The organism is Variovorax sp. GW821-FHT10C12 (assembly GCF_059415405.1).
Genome location: NZ_JBWKNE010000001.1, coordinates 1,572,251 through 1,591,188 on the forward strand (window position 1 = coordinate 1,572,251; position 18,938 = coordinate 1,591,188).

The 18,938-nt window shown below is 66.5% G+C and carries 19 protein-coding genes; 6 read left to right on the top strand and 13 right to left on the bottom strand.

Features of this window, described 5'->3' with window-relative positions:
• Nucleotides 1-24: 24 nt before the first annotated feature.
• Together AC07OH_RS07440 and AC07OH_RS07445 are read right to left on the bottom strand one after the other, a co-directional pair.
• The gene (locus tag AC07OH_RS07440) at nucleotides 25-372 is read right to left on the bottom strand and encodes an RnfH family protein (RefSeq protein WP_492677003.1); all 348 of its coding nucleotides are present in this window, start codon (nucleotides 370-372) and stop codon (nucleotides 25-27) included.
• Nucleotides 372-818 (bottom strand): type II toxin-antitoxin system RatA family toxin, encoded by a 447-nt coding sequence (locus tag AC07OH_RS07445; RefSeq protein WP_495300149.1) that lies wholly within the window; start codon nucleotides 816-818, stop codon nucleotides 372-374. Before AC07OH_RS07445 ends, AC07OH_RS07440 begins: the two co-directional genes overlap by 1 nt.
• A gap of 62 nt (nucleotides 819-880) precedes the next feature.
• On the opposite strand from AC07OH_RS07445, the gene smpB reads away from it, so the two are divergent.
• The 6 genes from smpB to AC07OH_RS07475 all read left to right on the top strand — a co-directional run bounded on the left by smpB (nucleotide 881) and on the right by AC07OH_RS07475 (nucleotide 4,456).
• Nucleotides 881-1,357: an SsrA-binding protein SmpB gene (gene smpB, locus AC07OH_RS07450; protein ID WP_099789277.1), complete on the top strand. Its 477-nt coding sequence runs from the start codon at nucleotides 881-883 to the stop codon at nucleotides 1,355-1,357.
• A gap of 95 nt (nucleotides 1,358-1,452) precedes the next feature.
• Complete coding sequence (locus tag AC07OH_RS07455; RefSeq protein WP_495300150.1) at nucleotides 1,453-1,833, top strand: COG4315 family predicted lipoprotein; 381 nt, start codon at nucleotides 1,453-1,455, stop codon at nucleotides 1,831-1,833.
• Between the two features lie 24 nt (nucleotides 1,834-1,857).
• Nucleotides 1,858-2,364, top strand: a complete 507-nt coding sequence (locus AC07OH_RS07460; RefSeq protein WP_495300151.1) for a sigma-70 family RNA polymerase sigma factor — start codon at nucleotides 1,858-1,860, stop codon at nucleotides 2,362-2,364.
• A gap of 16 nt (nucleotides 2,365-2,380) precedes the next feature.
• Complete coding sequence (locus tag AC07OH_RS07465; protein WP_495300152.1) at nucleotides 2,381-3,205, top strand: anti-sigma factor family protein; 825 nt, start codon at nucleotides 2,381-2,383, stop codon at nucleotides 3,203-3,205.
• A gap of 77 nt (nucleotides 3,206-3,282) precedes the next feature.
• Nucleotides 3,283-3,678, top strand: coding sequence for a COG4315 family predicted lipoprotein (locus AC07OH_RS07470; protein WP_119556624.1), 396 nt, complete (start codon nucleotides 3,283-3,285; stop codon nucleotides 3,676-3,678).
• 100 nt (nucleotides 3,679-3,778) lie between these two features.
• Nucleotides 3,779-4,456, top strand: coding sequence for a hypothetical protein (locus AC07OH_RS07475; RefSeq protein ID WP_495300153.1), 678 nt, complete (start codon nucleotides 3,779-3,781; stop codon nucleotides 4,454-4,456).
• Between the two features lie 13 nt (nucleotides 4,457-4,469).
• Here AC07OH_RS07475 and AC07OH_RS07480 read toward each other — a convergent pair whose 3' ends face one another.
• The 11 genes from AC07OH_RS07480 to AC07OH_RS07530 all read right to left on the bottom strand — a co-directional run bounded on the left by AC07OH_RS07480 (nucleotide 4,470) and on the right by AC07OH_RS07530 (nucleotide 18,934).
• Nucleotides 4,470-5,387, bottom strand: coding sequence for a DMT family transporter (locus AC07OH_RS07480; RefSeq protein WP_495300154.1), 918 nt, complete (start codon nucleotides 5,385-5,387; stop codon nucleotides 4,470-4,472).
• A 16-nt stretch (nucleotides 5,388-5,403) separates the two neighbouring features.
• Nucleotides 5,404-7,242 (bottom strand): translational GTPase TypA, encoded by a 1,839-nt coding sequence (gene typA, locus AC07OH_RS07485; protein WP_489056689.1) that lies wholly within the window; start codon nucleotides 7,240-7,242, stop codon nucleotides 5,404-5,406.
• Nucleotides 7,239-8,195: a tRNA pseudouridine(55) synthase TruB gene (truB, locus tag AC07OH_RS07490; RefSeq protein WP_495300155.1), complete on the bottom strand. Its 957-nt coding sequence runs from the start codon at nucleotides 8,193-8,195 to the stop codon at nucleotides 7,239-7,241. Before truB ends, typA begins: the two co-directional genes overlap by 4 nt.
• A gap of 2 nt (nucleotides 8,196-8,197) precedes the next feature.
• Nucleotides 8,198-8,569: a 30S ribosome-binding factor RbfA gene (gene rbfA / locus AC07OH_RS07495; RefSeq protein WP_062479819.1), complete on the bottom strand. Its 372-nt coding sequence runs from the start codon at nucleotides 8,567-8,569 to the stop codon at nucleotides 8,198-8,200.
• Nucleotides 8,570-8,686: 117 nt separating this feature from the next.
• Nucleotides 8,687-11,677 (bottom strand): translation initiation factor IF-2, encoded by a 2,991-nt coding sequence (infB, locus tag AC07OH_RS07500; protein ID WP_489056686.1) that lies wholly within the window; start codon nucleotides 11,675-11,677, stop codon nucleotides 8,687-8,689.
• A 23-nt stretch (nucleotides 11,678-11,700) separates the two neighbouring features.
• Nucleotides 11,701-13,185, bottom strand: coding sequence for a transcription termination factor NusA (nusA, locus tag AC07OH_RS07505; RefSeq protein WP_487846889.1), 1,485 nt, complete (start codon nucleotides 13,183-13,185; stop codon nucleotides 11,701-11,703).
• Nucleotides 13,186-13,202: 17 nt separating this feature from the next.
• The gene (gene rimP, locus AC07OH_RS07510) at nucleotides 13,203-13,832 is read right to left on the bottom strand and encodes a ribosome maturation factor RimP (protein ID WP_495300156.1); all 630 of its coding nucleotides are present in this window, start codon (nucleotides 13,830-13,832) and stop codon (nucleotides 13,203-13,205) included.
• A gap of 187 nt (nucleotides 13,833-14,019) precedes the next feature.
• A complete protein-coding gene (locus tag AC07OH_RS07515; RefSeq protein WP_495300157.1) occupies nucleotides 14,020-15,225 on the bottom strand; it encodes a YbfB/YjiJ family MFS transporter in 1,206 nt (401 codons plus the stop codon).
• Between the two features lie 19 nt (nucleotides 15,226-15,244).
• Nucleotides 15,245-16,888, bottom strand: a complete 1,644-nt coding sequence (locus AC07OH_RS07520) for an ABC transporter ATP-binding protein (RefSeq protein ID WP_495300158.1) — start codon at nucleotides 16,886-16,888, stop codon at nucleotides 15,245-15,247.
• The gene (locus AC07OH_RS07525; protein ID WP_495262530.1) at nucleotides 16,885-17,928 is read right to left on the bottom strand and encodes an ABC transporter permease; all 1,044 of its coding nucleotides are present in this window, start codon (nucleotides 17,926-17,928) and stop codon (nucleotides 16,885-16,887) included. Before AC07OH_RS07525 ends, AC07OH_RS07520 begins: the two co-directional genes overlap by 4 nt.
• Complete coding sequence (locus AC07OH_RS07530) at nucleotides 17,921-18,934, bottom strand: microcin C ABC transporter permease YejB (protein WP_099789303.1); 1,014 nt, start codon at nucleotides 18,932-18,934, stop codon at nucleotides 17,921-17,923. The genes AC07OH_RS07525 and AC07OH_RS07530 overlap by 8 nt, the downstream gene beginning before the upstream one ends.
• Between the last annotated feature and the right edge of the window lie 4 nt (nucleotides 18,935-18,938).

Genomic DNA, 18,938 nt, shown 5'->3' on the forward strand with positions numbered 1-18,938 from the left:
GCTGACCCGGCCAGTGCAGGCGGCTCAGTAGCCGTCCTTGCCGCCCTTGCGCTTGTTCGCGAACAGGCCCGTGCCGCGCGCACCTTGACGCTGGAAGCGTTCACGCCGCGCCACCTTCGGATCGACCGTGAGCGGACGGCACAGCTCGATGCGGTCACCATCCTTCAGCGGCTGCTCCCACGCCACCGCCCTGCCCCAGACACCCGGCGTCATGGTGTGCCGCCAGTCCAGATCGGGAAAGCGCTGTGTGAGATCGCTGGCCTTCACCGCCTCGCTCACCGCGGTGCCGGGCGCGAGCAGCAGGACCTGCTCGAACACCTCGCGCGCCGCCGGCGAACAGCTCAGCGTGACCTCGATGCGGCTGTCGGCCATCAGCCTTCGCCGTAGACCTGTTCGGCGCGCTTCACAAAGGCCTCGACCAGGCTCGAGGCGATGGTGTCGAACACCGGTCCCACCATGGCCTGCAATGCGAAGTTGCTGAAGCCGTAGCTCATCTGCAACTCGACGCGGCAGGCGCGTTCGCCCTGCTCGCCCACGGGGTGGAATTTCCAGGTGCCGTCGAGGTTGGAGAACGGCCCGTCGACCAGCTTCAGCTGCACTTCGCGGCCTGCGATGTGCGTGTTGCGGGTGGTGAAACTCTGGTGCAGCCCGGCGAAGGCCAGGCCGACTTCGGCGGTCATGCCGCCTTCGTCCTGCTCGATGACGCGCGACTTGTTGCACCAGGGCAGAAACTGCGGGTACTTCGCCACATCGGTGACGAGCGCGTACATTTCTTCGGCGCTGTACCAGATGAGGACGGACTTGTGGACTGTTTTCATAGAATCGGCACCGCGTGCGCGACGGATTGTATTGAAGCCATGCGCCCCCAACTTCTCGAGCCATGGCCACCAAGAAACAAGACACCTCCTCCCGCATCGCCGACAACAAGAAGGCCGCCTACAACTATTTCTTCGAAGAACGCTTCGAGGCCGGCCTGGTCCTCGAGGGTTGGGAAGTCAAATCGCTGCGCGAAGGCAAGGTGCAGCTGACCGACGGCTACGTGGTGATCCGCGACGGCGAGCTGTTCGTCGTGGGCCTGCAGATCAACCCGCTCAAGAGCGCCTCGACGCACGTCAATCCTGATTCGATCCGCACCAAGAAGTTGCTGCTGCACAAGGAAGAGATCAAGCGGCTGGTCGGCAAGGTCGAACAAAAGGGCTACACGCTGGTGCCGCTGAACCTGCACTGGAAGGCCGGCAAGGTGAAGTGCGACATCGCGCTCGCCAAGGGCAAGGCCGAGCACGACAAGCGCGACACCATCAAGGACCGCGAAGGCAAGCGCGAAGTCGAGCGCGCGATGAAGAGCCGCAACCGCTGATCATTCTTTTTTCGGGCGGCATGGAATAAAACGCGCTCTGCGGGCGTTTGTGCGGTGTCATCGATCGTCGATGCCATCAACCCAGGAGTCTTTCCATGTCGCCTCTTCGCATGTCCTCCGTCGGCATCGCCGCCGCACTGCTCGGCAGCCTGCTCGCCCTCCCCGCGTTCGCCCAGCCCAAGGCCGCCGATGGCGCGCTGGTCGGTGCGAACGGCATGACGCTCTACACCTTCGACAAGGACACAGCCGGCAACGGCAAGTCGGCCTGCAACGGCGGCTGCGCCACCAACTGGCCGCCCTTCATGGCGACCGACAGCGACAAGCCGAGCGGCGACTTCAGCATCGTCACGCGCGACGACGGCAAGAAGCAATGGGCTGCCAAGGGCTGGCCCTTGTACTACTGGGTGAAGGACACCAAGCCGGGCGACAAGACCGGCGACGGCGTCAACGGCACCTGGAAAACCGCCAAGCCCTGAGACGGACAGGCTCCCGGCCTACCCATGGACGCCCGCCTGCTGGTCGAGCACATCCCGAGCCTGCGCCGCTATGCGCGCGCACTCACGGGCAATGCCTGGGCGGCCGACGACCTGGTGCAGGACACGCTCGAACGCGCCTGCGGCAAGTGGCGGCTCTGGGTGGTGGGCACCGACCTGCGTGCCTGGCTCTTCACGGTCATGCACAACCTCTTCGCCAGCCAGGTGCGGCGCCGGCCGCCGCCGCATGCAGTCGTGGCGCTGGAAGACGTGGCGCCCGAGCAGCTGCAAGGTGGCGCCGATCCGGGCCTTGGCCTCGACCTGCAGCGCTGCCTGATGCAGCTGCCCGAAGAGCAACGCGCCGTGCTGCTGCTCGTGACGCTCGAAGACCTGTCCTACGCCGAGGTGGCGAAGGTGCTCGGCATTCCGATCGGCACCGTGATGTCGCGCCTCTCGCGCGCCCGCCTTCGCCTGCAGGAACTGATGGACGGCGCCGCCGCGCCCAGCCGCCCCGGCCTGCGCCGCCTCAAGTGATTTGAAGCACCCCGCCATGAACCGCCCCACCCTGCCCCCCACCGACGACGAGCTGCACGCCTGGGTCGACGGTCAGTTGCCGCCCGAACGCCGTGAAGCGGTCGAGGATGCGATTGCGCGCGATCCGGCCGTGGCGGCCCGCGTGGCGGCCTGGCATGCCCAGCGCGACGCCTTGCGTCGCCTGCACGGCGGTCTGCTCGACGAGCCCGTGCCGGCGCCGCTGATGGGCGCGCTCGAACGACGTCGTGCCGAGACCGGCCGCTCGGCCCCCTGGCTGCGCTGGGGCGGCATGGCCGCAGGCCTGCTGGTCGCCTTCGCGGCCGGCTGGCTCGGCAATACCCAGTGGTCGGGCGCGCCGCGTGCGACCGGGGCCTCCCTGGCGCGCGCACCGGCCGTGCGCGAGTTCGTCCGCGACGCGTCGGTGGCCCATGTCGTCTACACACCTGAAAAGCGGCACCCCGTCGAAGTGGCCGCCGCCGAGCAGCAGCACTTGGTGCAGTGGTTGTCCAAGCGCCTGGACCACCCGCTCAAGGTGCCGGACCTGTCCTCGCTCGGCTACACGCTGGTCGGCGGGCGCCTGCTGCCCGGCGAAACCGGCGCGCGCGCCCAGTTCATGTTCGAGGACACGGCGGGCGAACGCATCACGCTGTACATCGGCACGCTCGATGCGCAGGCCGCGGATACCGCGGCCGCGCGCGAAACCGCCTTCCGTTTTGCCTCGGATGGCGCCGTGCCGAGCTTTTACTGGGTCGACCGGGGTTTCGGCTATGCCGTGGCCGGTCGCCTGCCGCGCGATGCGCTGCTGAGACTCGCGACCCTGGCCTACCGCGAGTTATCGTAGCGACGGCATAAACTGCCGGTTCGCGCATTCACCTGGCTTGTTTTCGCGATTGATTTTTCAACTGAAGGAGAAACTGCATGAAATTGCTCAGCGCCTCGATCCTCGCAGCGGCTCTGCTCGCCGGCTGCGGCGGCATGTCCACCAAGACCGCTGGAGCGCCCGACACGCCCACCCGCACCGCCGATGGCGTGCTGGTCGGCCCGAACGGCATGACGCTCTACACCTTCGCCCGTGACACCGCCAATGCCGGCACCTCGGCCTGCAACGGCCAATGCGCCACCAACTGGCCGCCGCTCGGCGTGGCCGATGCCGCCAAGCCCATGGGCGGCTACACCATCGTCGTGCGTGAAGACGGCAAGAAGCAGTGGGCCTACAAGGGCTGGCCGCTGTACTACTGGGCCAAGGACACCAAGGCCGGCGACAAGACCGGTGACGGCGTGGCCAACGGCGCCTGGAAGGTCGCCCGTCCCTGATGCCGCTGATGTGATGGCATCGGTCTGAACCGACGCCTCCATCAATCGAAGCCTCGGCATCCGCCGGGGCTTTTTTCATGCTGCACGGCAGAATCGCCCGATGACTTCTGCCGACACCCACCCGGACGCCTTCCACGCGCTTGTGTCCCATGGCCTCATCACCGACGCGCAGCACGATGCCGCTCTCGCGCACCCCGAGGCCCCCGCCCTGCCGCCGATTCCCGGCCCCGCGCATGCGCTGGCCTGGATGCGCCTCAAGAACCTGATCGCCGAGGAAGAACTGGATGCAGCGGTGGAGCGCCTCGAAGCCGCCTCGCCGGCCGTCGCGGCGTTCACCGAAGCGGAAGACATCGCCTACGACGCAGACGACCTGCTGGACCTCGGCAAGACCGGCATCACACACGAGGCCGTGATCGCGCTGTTCAACGAGGGGCTGATCGACACCGAGACCCGCGACCTGGCGTTGCGTGCCGCGCCTCTGACCGGCGCGCCCGCCGCCCTGGGCCCCACCCTGGGCTGGCTGGTGACCGACGGCCTGCTCGACACGGAACCGTTCGAAGCGCTACGCGCCCGTGTCGCCGCCGAGCCGGCCTTTGCAACGGCAGCCGACCATCGGCGCATCCTCGACGAGGCCCAGGCGATCGTCGCCGCCGACGAGCAGGAGACTGCCGACATGCTCAAAGAGTTCGCGCGCAGCCAGCAAGCCAGCTGGCGCAACTTCGGAATGGTCGTGGTGGCCGTCGTGATCGTGATCGGCTTGTACCTCTTCGGCCGCTGAGGGCCGCTGCGGGTCAGTGCGCGCCTGGCAGCGCGCTGTCCGCCAGCGTGGTGCGGCGCCCGCGCAGTGCGAGCAGCTCGTTGAACACCAGCGCCCCGATCACGAGCACGCCGCCGGTCAGCACGCTGGCCGCAGGCGTCTCCCCGGCGCCGAGCCAGGCCAGCGCGATGCCGAAGATCACCTCGAGCAGCGCCAGCAACGCCACCTCGGGCGCCTTGAGCACCTGCGCGCACAGCACTGAGAGCACGCAGGGAATCGCCAGCTGAAAGACACCCAGGAAGGCCAGCAGGCCCAGGTCATGGGGGCCGGCGTGGAACGGCCAAGCCAGCGGCAAGGTGACGAGCGCACAGAGGGCTGCGCCGATCAGCACCGCGGGCACCAGATCGACCTCCTGCCCCTTGGCGTGCGCATGCTGCACCACGGTCCATTGCGTCGCGCCCGCCAACGGCACGCACAGTGCCACCAGCGTGCCGACGAGCGACCCGCCGCCACCGCCCAGCAGTTGCGTGCCGTACATCCAGCCGATGCCCAGCCCGGCAACCACGATGGCCGCCCAGGTGCGTGCGGGCAGCTTGTGCCCGATGAAGAGGCGCGCAGCGAGTGCGGTGAAGAGCGGCCCGAGCGCCATCGTGACCAGCACACTCGCGGTGGAGGTCAGCGTCAGTGCCACCATGAAGGCCGTGAACATCACGGCCCAGCAGACGCCCGAGATCCAGAGCGAGTGCCCGCCGCGGCGCAGCTGCGAGAACACCGCCCGCCCCCGCCAAAGCGGCAAGATCACCAGCAGCGCCAGCATCGTGAAGAGGCTGCGCCAGAAGGTGATCTCGAAACTGTGCGCCTGCGCCAGGTGCCGCGTGACGACGCCCGCCGTGCCCCACATGAGGGTCACGACGACCATCAGCCCGACTGCGGCGCCGTGCGTCAGGCGCATGGCCGATCGAAGGCGATCAGCCGTTCGACGTGTCGCGGCCGGCGCGCTTGCGGTCGCTTTCCTTCAGGAAACGCTTGCGCAGGCGCACGCTCTTGGGCGTGATTTCGACCAGCTCGTCGTCCTCGATGAACTCGACGCCGTATTCCAGCGTGAGGTCGATCGGGGGCGTGATCTTGATCGCGTCTTCCTTGCCGCTCACGCGGAAGTTGGTCAGCTGCTTGGTGCGCGTGGCGTTCACGACCAGGTCGTTGTCGCGGCTGTGGATGCCGACGATCATGCCTTCGTACACCGGATCGTTCGCCTTCACGAACATGCGGCCGCGGTCGTCCAGCTTGCCCAGCGCGTAGGTGAAGATTTCACCGTCGTCCATCGAGATCAGCACACCGTTCTTGCGGCTGCCGATCTCGCCCTTGTGGGCTTCGTAGCTGTCGAAGATGTTGCTGATGAGGCCCGAGCCGCGCGTCAGGTTCAGGAATTCGTTCGTGAAGCCGATCAGGCCACGCGCCGGAATGCGGTACTCGAGGCGCACGCGGCCACGGCCGTCCGGTTCCATGTTGACCAGCTCGCCCTTGCGTTCGCCCAGTGCCTGCATCACGCCACCCTGGTGGGTTTCCTCGATGTCGGCCGTGACCAATTCGATGGGCTCGTGCTTTTCGCCGTTCACGGTGCGGAACACCACGCGCGGCTTCGACACGGCCATTTCATAGCCTTCGCGGCGCATGTTTTCCAGCAGGATGGTCAGGTGCAGTTCGCCGCGACCCATGACTTCGAAGATGCCTTCTTCGTCGGTCTCGCTCACGCGCAGTGCCACGTTGTGCTGCAGTTCCTTTTGCAGGCGGTCCCAGATCTGGCGGCTGGTCACGAACTTGCCTTCGCGGCCGGCCAGCGGGCTGGTGTTCACGCAGAAGTTCATGGTCAGGGTCGGCTCGTCGACCTTGAGCATGGGCAGCGGCGCAGGCTTGTCCTTGTCGGTCACGGTGACGCCAATGCCGATGTCGGCGATGCCGTTGATCAGCACGATTTCGCCGGGGCCGGCTTCGGTCGATTGCACACGGTCCAGGCCCTGGAACGTCAGCACCTGGTTGACGCGGCCCTTGACGGTCTTGCCGTCCGGACCTTCCATGACCAGCACGTCGGTCATGGGCTTGAGCGTGCCCTGGCTGATGCGGCCCACGCCGATGCGGCCCACGAAGGTCGAGAAGTCGAGGGCGGAAATCTGCAGCTGCAGCGGCGCGTTCGGGTCACCCTTTTGCGACGGCACGTGCTTCAGGATGGTGTTGAACAGGGCCGACATGTCGGGGCCCCACTGCTCGCCAGGAGCGCCTTCTTCGAGCGACGACCAGCCATTGATGCCCGAGGCGTACACCACGGGGAAGTCGAGCTGTTCGTCGGTCGCGCCGAGCTTGTCGAACAGGTCGAAAGCGGCGTTGACGACCTTGTCGGGGTTGGCGCCCGGCTTGTCGACCTTGTTCACGACCAGGATCGGCTTCAGGCCCAGGGCCAGCGCCTTCTTGGTCACGAAACGCGTCTGGGGCATCGGGCCTTCCTGCGCGTCGATCAGCAGCACCACGCCGTCGACCATCGACAGCGCGCGTTCCACTTCACCGCCGAAGTCCGCGTGGCCCGGGGTGTCGACGATGTTGATGTGCGTGCCTTCCCAGGTCACGGCGCAGTTCTTGGCCAGGATCGTGATGCCACGTTCCTTTTCGATGGCGTTGTTGTCCATCACCGTGTCGACGACCTTCTCGTGATCGGCGAAGGTGCCCGACTGGCGCAGCAGCTGGTCGACCATGGTGGTCTTGCCATGGTCCACGTGGGCAATGATGGCGATATTGCGGATTTGCTTGGTACTCATGGTGTCGCTTCGGTCTGTGGTGCGTTCAAAAGAATTTGCTGAATTTCGATGGGGTTCAGCAAGCGCCCCGGGATCAGTTCGCCGGCGCTCACGTGGGCGGTGCCCAGGAACGCCTGCGGGTCGGTGCCGAACACGGCCACCGCCTCGGCATCGGCCCAGCCGCCGCGGCGGCGCAGGCCCGAAAGAAAACGTGCCGCATCTTCGGCGGCGAGCGTGACGCGGCTGTGGCCCTCGACCAGCGCTTCGGCAGGCAACAGCCGTGCCAGGCGCTCGTCTTCGGTCATGGCTTCGAGCGCCTCGATCGTGACGCACTGCGCCTGCCCGAAACCGCCCGTGGCCGTGCGGCGAAGGAACGTCAGGTGCGCGCCGCAGCCCAGCGCCTCGCCGATGTCCTCGCCCAGGGTGCGAATGTAGGTGCCCTTGCTCACGCTCGCAACAATGCGGATGCGGGTGTCGTCCAGCTGCGTCAGCGCGAGCTGGTGAATGACGACATCGCGCGGCGCACGCTCGACCTCGATGCCTTCGCGCGCGTACTCGTACAGCGCCTTGCCGTCTTTCTTGAGCGCGCTGTGCATCGGCGGCACCTGGCGGATCGGGCCGGTGAACAGTGCCTCGATGCGGGCCAGGTCTTCTGGCGACACCTGCACCGGGCGTTCGGCGATCACTTCGCCTTCGGCGTCACCCGTGGCGGTCTTGACGCCCAGGCGCGCAATCGCCTCGTACGTCTTGTCGGCGTCCAGGTGCAGTTGGCTGAATTTGGTGGCGGCGCCGAAACACAGCGGCAGCACGCCTGTGGCGAGCGGATCGAGCGTGCCGGTATGGCCCGCTTTCTCGGCGCGCAGCAACCACTTGGCCTTTTGCAAGGCCTGGTTGCTGGAAAACCCCAGCGGCTTGTCGAGCAGCAACACCCCATGCACAGGGCGCCGCTGCACCCGTGTGCGTGGCGCGTTCATCACTAGTCGTCTTTCGAGCGCGAAGCAACGGCCTGTGCGATGAGCGCATTCATGTCGGCCGCACGCTCGGTGGTGCGGTCGAACAGGAAGTGCAGCGTCGGCACGGTGTGGATGTGAAGGCGCTTGAACAGGCCGTTGCGCAGGAAGCCTGCGGCCTGGTTCAGCGCTTCGGTGGTCTCGGCCACGTCGCCTGTGAGCAGGCTGAAGAAGATCTTCGCGTGCGCATAGTCGGGCGTGACCTCGACCGCCTGGATCGTGACCATGCCCACGCGCGGGTCCTTCAACTCGCGCGCGATCAGCTCCGTCAGATCGCGCTGGATCTGGTCGGCAACCTTGAAGGCGCGGTTGGGTGCGGCAGCTTTTCTTTTGGGCATTTGATCAATCGCTAGCGTCGCGAGATCGGGCTCAGTGCAAGGCGCGCCGTCGCAGACAGTACTTCAGTACGGCAAGACGGCGGCAACGCGGCAATGAGCTCGATATCGTGGCGCGCGTTACAACGTACGCGCGATCTCCTTGATTTCGAAGAACTCGAGCTGATCGCCTTCCTTGATGTCGTTGTAGTTCTTGAGCTTGATACCGCACTCAAAACCTTCGCGGACTTCGCGGACATCGTCCTTCATGCGCTTGATCGAGTCGACTTCGCCGGTGTAGATCACCACGTTGTCGCGCAGCAGGCGGAAATGCGCGCTGCGGTTGACCGAGCCCGACGTGACGTACGAGCCGGCCACGGTGCCGATCTTCGAGGCCACGAACACCGTGCGGATCTCGGCCGAGCCAATGATCTCTTCGCGGCGCTCCGGTGCCAGCATGCCCGACATCGCAACCTTGATCTCGTCCACAGCGTCGTAAATGATGCTGTAGTAGTTCAGCTGCACGCCATTGCCTTCGGCCAGCTTGCGCGCACCGGCATCGGCCCGCACGTTGAAGCCGATGACCACAGCCTTCGACGCGATCGCGAGGTTGATGTCGCTTTCGCTGATGCCGCCGACGCCGGCGTACACGATCTGCACCTTGACTTCTTCGGTCGCCAGCTTGAGCAGCGACTGGGCCAGTGCTTCCTGCGAGCCCTGCACGTCGGCCTTGATGATGATGCGCAGCGTCTGCACTTCGCCCGCCGACAGGTCGGTGAACATGTTCTGCAGGTTCGCGGCCTGTGCCTTCGCCAGCTTGGTGTTGCGGAACTTGCCCGCACGGTAGGTCGCGATTTCGCGCGCACGGCGCTCGTCGGCCATCACCATGAACTCATCGCCCGCCTGCGGCACTTCGGTCAGACCCTGGATTTCGACCGGGATCGACGGACCCGCCGACTTGGTGGCCTTGCCGTCTTCGTCCAGCATGGCGCGCACGCGGCCATAGGTCGAACCCGCCAGCACCACGTCGCCGGTCTTGAGCGTGCCGGACTGCACCAGCACCGTGGCGACCGGGCCGCGGCCCTTGTCGAGCTGCGCTTCGATGACCAGGCCCTTGGCGGCGGCATCCACCGGCGCCTTGAGTTCCAGCACTTCGGCTTGCAGCAACACTTGCTCGAGCAGATCGTCGATGCCCTGGCCCGTCTTGGCCGACACCGGCACGAACGGCACGTCGCCGCCGTACTCTTCAGGCACGACCTCTTCGGCCACCAGTTCCTGCTTCACGCGGTCCAGGTTGGCGTCGGGCTTGTCCACCTTGTTGATGGCAACCACGATCGGCACACCCGCCGCCTTCGCGTGCTTGATGGCTTCCTTGGTCTGGGGCATGACGCCGTCGTCGGCCGCCACCACCAGGATCACGATGTCGGTGGCCTGTGCACCGCGGGCACGCATGGCGGTGAACGCCTCGTGACCCGGGGTGTCGAGGAACGACACCATGCCGCGTTCGGTTTCGACGTGGTAGGCACCGATGTGCTGCGTGATGCCGCCGGCTTCGCCCGCAGCGACCTTGGCGCGGCGGATGTAGTCCAGCAGCGAGGTCTTGCCGTGGTCGACGTGACCCATGACGGTCACGACCGGTGCGCGCGGCAGGGCTTCCGCCTGTTGCGCCGACACGTCCTCGTCGGTGAAGGCTTCCGGGTCGTCCAGCGCGGCAACCACCGCGTTGTGGCCCATTTCCTCCACGATGATCATCGCGGTGTCCTGGTCGAGCGACTGGTTGATGGTCGCCATCATGCCCAGCTTCATCAGCTGCTTGATGACTTCCTGTGCCTTCACGGCCATCTTGTGCGCGAGCTCGGCGACCGTGATGGTCTCGGGCACGTGCACTTCCAGAATGCGCGCCTCGACCGGTGCGGCCGGTGCGTGTTGCTCGTCATGACCGCCACGGTCGTTGCCGCGACGGCCGCGCGGGCCTCCGCGCCAGTTGCCGCGACCGACGCCGCCGCTGGCATCGCCGCGGGTCTTGATTTCCTTCTTCTTGGCAGGATCGCCAGCCCAGCTCGACGAGAGCTTGGCGGACTTGACTTCCTTGCCGGCACCCGCTGCGCCAGGTGCTGCTGCAGCACCCGCCGCGGCAGGCGCGCCAGGACGTGCGGGCGGCGTGGCCGGCTTGTGCAGCGTGCCCTTGACCGCCGACTTTTCAGGCTGCGGCTTCTCGGGCGCCTTGTGCGGCACCAGCACGCGGGCCGGTGCATTCATCATGGCGCGGATGGCCTCGGCTTCGGCGAGTGCCTTGCGGCGACGCTCGTCGAGGTCCTTGGCGCGGGCGGCTTCTTCGTCGGCACGGGCCTTCGATTCGGCAGCGGCCTTGGCCTTGGCGTCTTCCTTGGCTTGCGTGGCAGCGTTCTGTGCGGCCAGCTTGGTGTCGGCAGCCTGCTTTTCGGCAACGGCAGCAGTTTCTGCAGCGGCAGCGGCGGCAGCCACAGCGGCCGGTGCGGCCGGAGCAGCCACCGGCTGCTTCGCGGCTTCCTTGGCCGAAGCGGCGGCGGCTTCGGCGGCCTTCTTCTCGGCGGCGATGCGCGCAGCTTCCTGCTCGGCCTGTTCGGCGCGCTCGGCCTTCTCGGCCTGCTCGCGTTCGCGGGCTTCGGTTTCTTCGCGCTGGCGACGCTTCTCGGCCAGCTCTTCTTCCTGGCGGCGGATCAGCTCGGCCTGGCGGCGTGCGTCTTCCTCGCGACGGGCCAGTTCGGCTTCGTCGATCTGAGGTGCGCTCGGCGCGGCGGACGTCTCGGCCGCCTGCTGCTGAGAACCTTCGGCGGTCGCCGGGTGGCCTTCATCGCGCTGGATGAAGGTGCGCTTCTTGCGCACTTCGACCTGGATGGTGCGGGCGCGACCAGTGGCGTCGGCCTGCTTGATCTCGCTGGTCGACTTCTTGGTCAGCGTGATCTTCTTGCGCTCGGGCTCGGCCGTGCCGTGGCTGGCCTTCAGGAAACCGAGCAAGCGCTGCTTGTCGGCCTCCGTGAGTGCATCGGTGGCGGCCGCTTTGGGCACGCCTGCGCTCTTGAGCTGGTCAAGCAAGGTTTCGGGAGTCTTCTTGAGCTCGTTCGCGAACTCGGCGACAGTGGTACTGGACATATTGCTTTCGTGCCTCCATACCGTCACTCTTGGCCGGCGAACCAATGTTCGCGGGCTTTCAAGATGAGGGCTTTGGCGTCATCGGCGCTCAGGCCGGTGATTTCGGTGAGTTCATCGACCGCGAGGTCGGCCAGGTCGTCACGGGTGTTCACACCCGCTTCGGCCAACTGGGGAATCAGGTCGGGGTTGAGGCCTTCGAGGTCGCGCAGATTCTGCGAAACGGTTTCGACACCTTCTTCCTTGGCGATTTCCATGGTGAGCAACGCATCCTTTGCACGGGCGCGCAGCTCATTGATGGTGTCTTCGTCGAAGGCCTCGATCTCAAGCATCTCGGAGATCGGCACGTAGGCCACCTCCTCGAGGCTATTGAACCCTTCCGAAATCAGGATGTCGGCGATTTCCTCGTCGACATCGAGCTTTTCCATGAAAAGCTTGCGGCTGGTATCGGTTTCGACGGCCTGCTTCTGGGCCGACTCGTTGGCGTCCATGATGTTGATCTTCCAACCGGTGAGGTCGGAAGCCAGACGCACATTCTGGCCGCCGCGGCCGATGGCGATCGCAAGGTTTTCCTCGTCGACCACCACGTCCATGGCGTGCTTTTCTTCATCGACCACGATCGACGAGACGTTGGCCGGCGCCAGGGCACCGATCACGAACTGGGCCGGGTCTTCACTCCACAGCACGATGTCCACGCGCTCGCCAGCGAGCTCGTTCGTCACCGCGTTGACGCGGGTGCCGCGCACGCCGACGCAGGTGCCGATCGGGTCGACACGCTTGTCGTGCGAGAGCACGGCGATCTTGGCGCGCGAGCCTGGGTCACGGGCGCAGCTCTTGATTTCGAGCAGGCCTTGTTCGATCTCGGGCACTTCCTGGCGGAACAGCTCGATCATGAACTCGGGGGCCGAGCGCGACAGGATGATCGGCGCGCCGCGCAGCGTCAGGTCGACCTCCATGATCATGGCCCGCACGCGGTCGCCGTTGCGCAGGTTTTCCTTGGCGATCATCTCGCTGCGGCGCAGGCGGCCTTCGACCCGCCCTGCTTCCACGATGATGTCGCCCTTGTCCAGGCGCTTGACGGTGCCCACGAAGATCTTGTCGCCGCGCGACATGAAGTCGTTGAGCAGCATCTCGCGCTCGGCGTCGCGGATCTTCTGCAGGATCACCTGCTTGGCAGCCATGGCGCCGATGCGGCCGATCGGCACCGAGTCCACCGCTTCCTCGATGTACTCGCCGACTTCGATGTCCGACATTTCTTCCTTGGCCTCGAACAGGAGGATTTCCTGGTCGGGCAGCTGCAGGCCGGCTTCATCGGGAACGACGTGCCAACGGCGGAAAGTTTCGTAGTCGCCGCTGTCGCGATCGACCGCCACGCGGATATCCACGTCACCCTGATGGAGCTTCTTGGTGGCTTGCGCCAGTGCGGATTCGACCGCGCCGAAGACCACGTCGCGTTCGACGTTCTTCTCGCGCGAGATCGCATCCACCAACATCAACATTTCGCGATTCATGCCACCACTCCTCTTGTTCAGTCCGAAACGTTCGTTCCGTCGTCAATATCCGAAAAACCCGGTTGGGTTTTGGCCTTGCGGCCCTTGAAATCCACAATCGGCGCGAGCCGCGCATCGCGCAGCTCGTCCAATGCGAAGCCCAGCGCATGCAACGGTGCAGGCGCGCGCTTCTTGCTCACTTTTTGACCGGGCTTGGCCTTGGGCTCGTCGCTCCAGACGATCTGCCAACCCGAACCGCTCTCCGCACGCTCCAGCGTGCCGCGAAACTTCTTGCGGGTGGCCGACACCTGGCCCGCCGCCGCAGCGCCCATGGGCGCCTTGAGGGTGATATCGATCACCGCGCCCACGAATCGCCCGAAATCCTGTTCATTGCGCAAGGGGCGATCGATACCGGGCGAGGAGACCTCGAGCCGCTTGTAATCGACCGCATCGACTTCCAACGCGAATTGCAGCTGGCGCGTGACCTTTTCGCAGTCTTCCACCGTCACGAAGGGTTCGGGCACGCCGGCCGCCACATCTTCGGAGGTGGGGGGCGTCCAGGGCAAATCAATCGTCACGCGCAGCAATCCACCGGCCGAGCGCTCGACCTCGACCAAGTCGTAGCCGAGACCGGCCACGGTTTGTTCTACTGTTTGCTGCAATGCCACGTGTTTGAAAGCGCCTTCTGAATCAATGCCCAAGCCGCAGCACCCGCCCACCACGGATGCCACGACGCCAAATAATTGCTGCTTGAGAATGCATAGACCAAAAAAAACGGGCGGTTGGTACCCGCCCGTTTGGTCGTGAGCCTCGAATTATATGCTATTCGCGTGCATAAATGAAGGACATCGGTATTCAAGCGGCCAGCGGGCGCCTGTATTTCGACCAGACCACGGCAAACAGCACCGCGCCCAATGCCAATGCGGCCGCGGCCACCAGCAAAGGCAGCTGGAAAGAGCCCGTGCGCTGCGCCAGTGGCGCCGCAAACAACGGTCCGATGATCTGCCCCACCCCGTAGGACGCCGTGGCATAGCCGATCAGCCCGGCCGCCGCATTGCCGCGCAGTCGGCGCGCTTCCCGCATGGCGAAAAGCGTGATGGCGGTGAAAGGCATGCCGAGCAGCAGGCTGCCCAGCGCAAAACCAGCAATCGTCGGCCAGGCCACTGAAAACACGACGCCGAGGGCCTGCAATGCATAGGCGGCGGCCAGCAGCAGCCGGTTGTCCCAATGCACCGGGGCGCGGGCGCCGATCAATGCGCCCGGAATGATGGCCGCACCGAACAATGGCCAGAAGAAGTCCGGCCACGGCGATCCCGGCAGCGCCTGCCGGGCGATCACGGGCAGGAAGGTGGCCGTGATGATGTAACCAAAGCCTGCCAGCCCATAGAGCGCGACCAGCCAGATCGCGTCACTGCGCGCCGAGGCCGATCCGGTGGCACCAGCGGTCGCGGCCGGGCTGGCAGCCGCCCCGCCCGCCACCACCCCTACCCGTTCACCATCGTCGAACACCCGCCAGATCACGGCGATCAGCACCACGGCCAGCAAGCCGAGGCCGATCCAACCCGCCTCCGAACCCCAGCGACCCAGCGCACCGCCCAGCAGCCCGGTCATGGCGATCCCGATGCCCGGCCCGGTGTAGATCACGCCGGCCAGCGTGGGCGAATTCGTCTCGGCCAGCCGGCGCAGCCCCCAGCCCGAGGCGAACACGAAGACCCAGGCGCTCATCACCCCGGCCGCCGCGCGCAGCACGCCCCACCCGATGAAGCTGTGCAGCAGTCCCATGCCGACCAGCAGCGCCGCCGTGGCCAGCAGGCCGCCGCGCACCATGCTCGACGCCTTGATGCCGATGGCCGCGCAGCTGACCGCGCCGAAGAAATAGCCCAGGTAATTAAGAGACGCCAGCAGCCCCCCACCGGCCAGCTCGAGTTTTCCCTCGCTCAGCATGATGGGCAGCATGGGCGTGAAGGCGAAGCGCCCCAGGCCCATGGCCACCGCCAGCGTGACCATGCAGGCCAGCGCCGCGCGCCAGGCGCCGCGCCGGTCGTGTCCGATTCCCGACATTGCTTGCAATCTCCGTGTTCTATTCCAGCAGCGCCGCGGCCACCAGTTTCTGTGTGTAGGGATGCTCGGGAGCGTCGAGAACGCGCAGGGCCGGGCCCGATTCGAGGATCGCGCCGTCCTTCATCACGATGACCTGGTGCGCCATGGCGCGGATCACCTCGACGTCGTGCGTGATCAGGAGGTAGCTCAGCCCCCGTTCGCGCTGCAGCCGCTGCAGCAGGCCGAGCACCTGCTTCTGGATGGTCACGTCGAGCGCGCTGGTGGGCTCGTCGAGCACCAGCAGCCGCGGATCGACGATCAGCGCCCGGGCGATCGCCAGCCGCTGGCGCTGCCCACCCGAAAACTCGTGCGGATAGCGGTCGAGCAGCGCGGGAAACTGTGCCTCGCTCAGCCCCACGTCCGCCAGCGCCGCGAGCGCGCGCACCCGGCGGGCGGCGGTGTCGAGCTCGGGCGCGTGCACGCGCAGCCCCTCGCCCACGATCTGCTCCACGGTCATGCGCGGCGAGAGCGACGAGAACGGGTCCTGGAACACCACCTGCATCGTGCGGCGCAGCGCCAGGTCGGAGGCGCGGTCGACCGCCCAGCCCTTCCCCGTCACCTGCAGTTCGCCCCGGTGCTTGAGCAGGCCGAGCGCGGCCAGTGCCAGCGTCGACTTGCCCGAGCCCGATTCGCCGACCACGCCCAGCGTTTCGCCCGGTGCGATCCGGAAATCGGCGCCCTGCACGGCGACGAACTCGCCTTTGCGGAACCAGCCCGCGAAGCCAGGGCGCGACACCGGATAGCTCACACGCAGCGCGCGGGCTTCGAGCACCGGCGGCGCGGCTCCGTCGGCGGCCGCCTCGGCCACGTCGCGCGCCGGATGGCTGTCGATCAGCTTGCGGGTGTAGGCATGCTGCGGCGCCTCGAACACCGTGCCCACCGGGCCGTGCTCGACGATGTGGCCGCGCTCCATCACCGCCACGCGGTCGGCGAAGCGGCGCACCAGGTTCAGGTCGTGGGTGATGAGCAGCACGGCCATGCCGTACTTGCGTTGCAGCTCGGCCAGCAGCTCGAGGATCTGCGCGCGCACCGTGACGTCGAGCGCCGTGGTCGGTTCGTCGGCCAGCAGCAGGCGCGGCTTGCAGGCCAGGGCCATGGCGATCATGGCGCGCTGACGCTGCCCGCCCGAGAGCTGGTGCGGATACGCCCTCGCCCGCCGCGCCGGTTCGGGAATACCGGTGTCGGCCAGCAGCTGCACAGCGGCCTCCTGCGCGGCGCGGGCCGACAGCCCTTCGTGCAGCTCGAGCACCTCGGCAATCTGATCGCCCACGGTGTACAGCGCATTGAGCGCGGTCATCGGCTCCTGGAAGATCATCGCGATCTCCTTGCCGCGGATGCCGCGCAGCTCGCGCTCCGGGATCGCCAGCAGGTCGCGCGCACCGCGCTGCGCCTGCGACCCCGACAGGGTCGCCACCCCGGCGAGGTCGGCGTTCTGCACCAGCCGCAGCAGCGAGAGCGCCGTGACGGTCTTGCCCGAGCCCGACTCGCCGACCAGCGCGAGCTTTTCGCCCGCCGCGATCTGCAGGTCGATGCCGTGCACCACCGGCTTGCCGCTGAACGAGACACTCAGCCCCTTCACATCGAGCAGGGGCTGGTTCTTGGTCGTGTCGCGCGTCGTCGTCATTTGTCGGCCTTCCGGGGGTCGAGCGCATCGCGCAGCGCGTCGCCCATGAAGGTCAGCAGCATCAGCGTGACGACCAGCACGCAGAAGGTGGACAACGAGATCCACCAGGCGTCGATGTTCCCCTTGCCCTGGCTCAGCAATTCGCCGAGCGACGGCGTGCCGGGCGGCACGCCCAGACCGAGGAAATCGAGCGAGGTCAGCGCCAGGATGGCCGCGCTCATGCGGAACGGCAGGAAGGTGACGACCGGCACCATGCTGTTGGGCAGAATGTGGCGCCACATGATCTGCAGGTTGCCCACGCCGAGCGCGCGCGCGGCGCGCACGTAGTCCATCTGGCGGTTGCGCAGGAACTCGGCGCGCACGTAGTCCGACAGCCCCATCCAGCCGAACAGGCTCAGCAGGATCAAGAGCAGCGACACGCTCGGCGTGAAGATCGCGCTGAAGATGATCAGCAGGTACAGCTCGGGCATCGCGCTCCAGATCTCGATCAGGCGCTGGAAGGTCAGGTCGATCTTGCCGCCGAAGAAGCCCTGCACGGCGCCGGTCGCGATGCCCAGCACTACCCCGACCACCGTGAGCGCCAGCGCGAACAGCACGCTCACGCGAAAGCCGTAGATCAGTTGGGCCAGCAGGTCGCGCCCGCGCTCGTCGGTGCCCAGCAGGTTCGCGTGCGAAGGCGCGGCGGGGTTCGGCGGCTTCGAGAAGTAGTTGAGCGTGGCCGGGCCGTAGCGGTTGGGCGCATACAGCGCCCAGTTGTCGCCCTGCGTGATGCGCTGCTCGATGAAGGGGTCGAGGTAGTCGGCCGGCGTTTCGAAGTCGCCGCCGAAGGTCTTCTCGGAATAGTCGCGCAGCACGGGGAAGTAGGTCTGGCCCTCGTAGCGCACCACCAACGGCTTGTCGGTGGAGAGCACGTCGGCGAACAGGCTCAGCACCACCAGCGTCGAGAAGACGACCAGGCTCCAGAACCCCAGCGGGTTGCGGCGAAAACGGCGCCAGGCACGGCGCCCGGGGCTCAGGGACACGGCGGCGGCTTCAGTCAAACTTCACCCTCGGATCGACCCAGACGTAGCAAAGATCGGAGATGAGCTTGGTCACCAGCCCGATCAGCGTGAACAAGTAAAGCGTGCCCAGGAACACCGGGTAGTCGCGCCGCAGCACGCTCTCATAGCTGAGCAGGCCCATGCCGTCGAGCGAGAACAGCGTCTCGATCAGCAGCGCGCCCGAGAAAAAGGCGCCGATGAAGGCCGTCGGAAAGCCCGTGATGATCGGGATCAGCGCATTGCGGAACACGTGTTTCCAGAGCACCTGCCGCTCGGCCAGCCCCTTGGCGCGCGCCGTCAGCACGTACTGCTTGCGGATTTCCTCGAGGAAGGAGTTCTTGGTGAGCATCGCGGTGATCGCGAAGCTGCCCAGCACCATGGCCGTCACCGGCAAGGTGATGTGCCACAGGTAGTCGACGATGCGCGCGCCCCAGCTCAGCGACTCCCAGTTCGGCGAGGTCAGCCCGCGCAGCGGGAACCACTGCAGCTGGCCGCCGAAGATCACCAGCAGCGCCACGCCCAGCACGAAGCCCGGGATGGCGTAGCCGACGAGCACCAGCAGCGTCGTGAAGAAGTCGAAGCGCGAGCCCGCGCGCACGGCCTTGGCCACGCCCAGCGGCACCGCGATGAGGTAGCTGATGAAGAAGGTCCACAGCCCCAGGCTGATCGACACCGGCAGCTTCTCCTTGATGAGCTGCCACACGTCCTTGCTCTGGAAGAAGCTCTTGCCCAGGTCGAAGCGGGCGAACTGCTTGAGCATCTGCCAGAAGCGCTCGGGGGCCGGCTTGTCGAAACCGTAGAGCGCCTTGATCTCGGCCACCTGCTTGGCGTCGAGCGTGCGGCCGGTGGGGCCGCCCGAGATGCGGTTCTCCTTGTTGGTGAGTTGCGAGAGCAACTGCTCGGCCGGACCGCCGGGCACGAACTGCACGATGGCGAAATTGAGCAGCAGCACGCCGAACAGCGTGGGAATGATCAGCAGGAGGCGTCGGATCAGGTAGGCGGCCATGCGG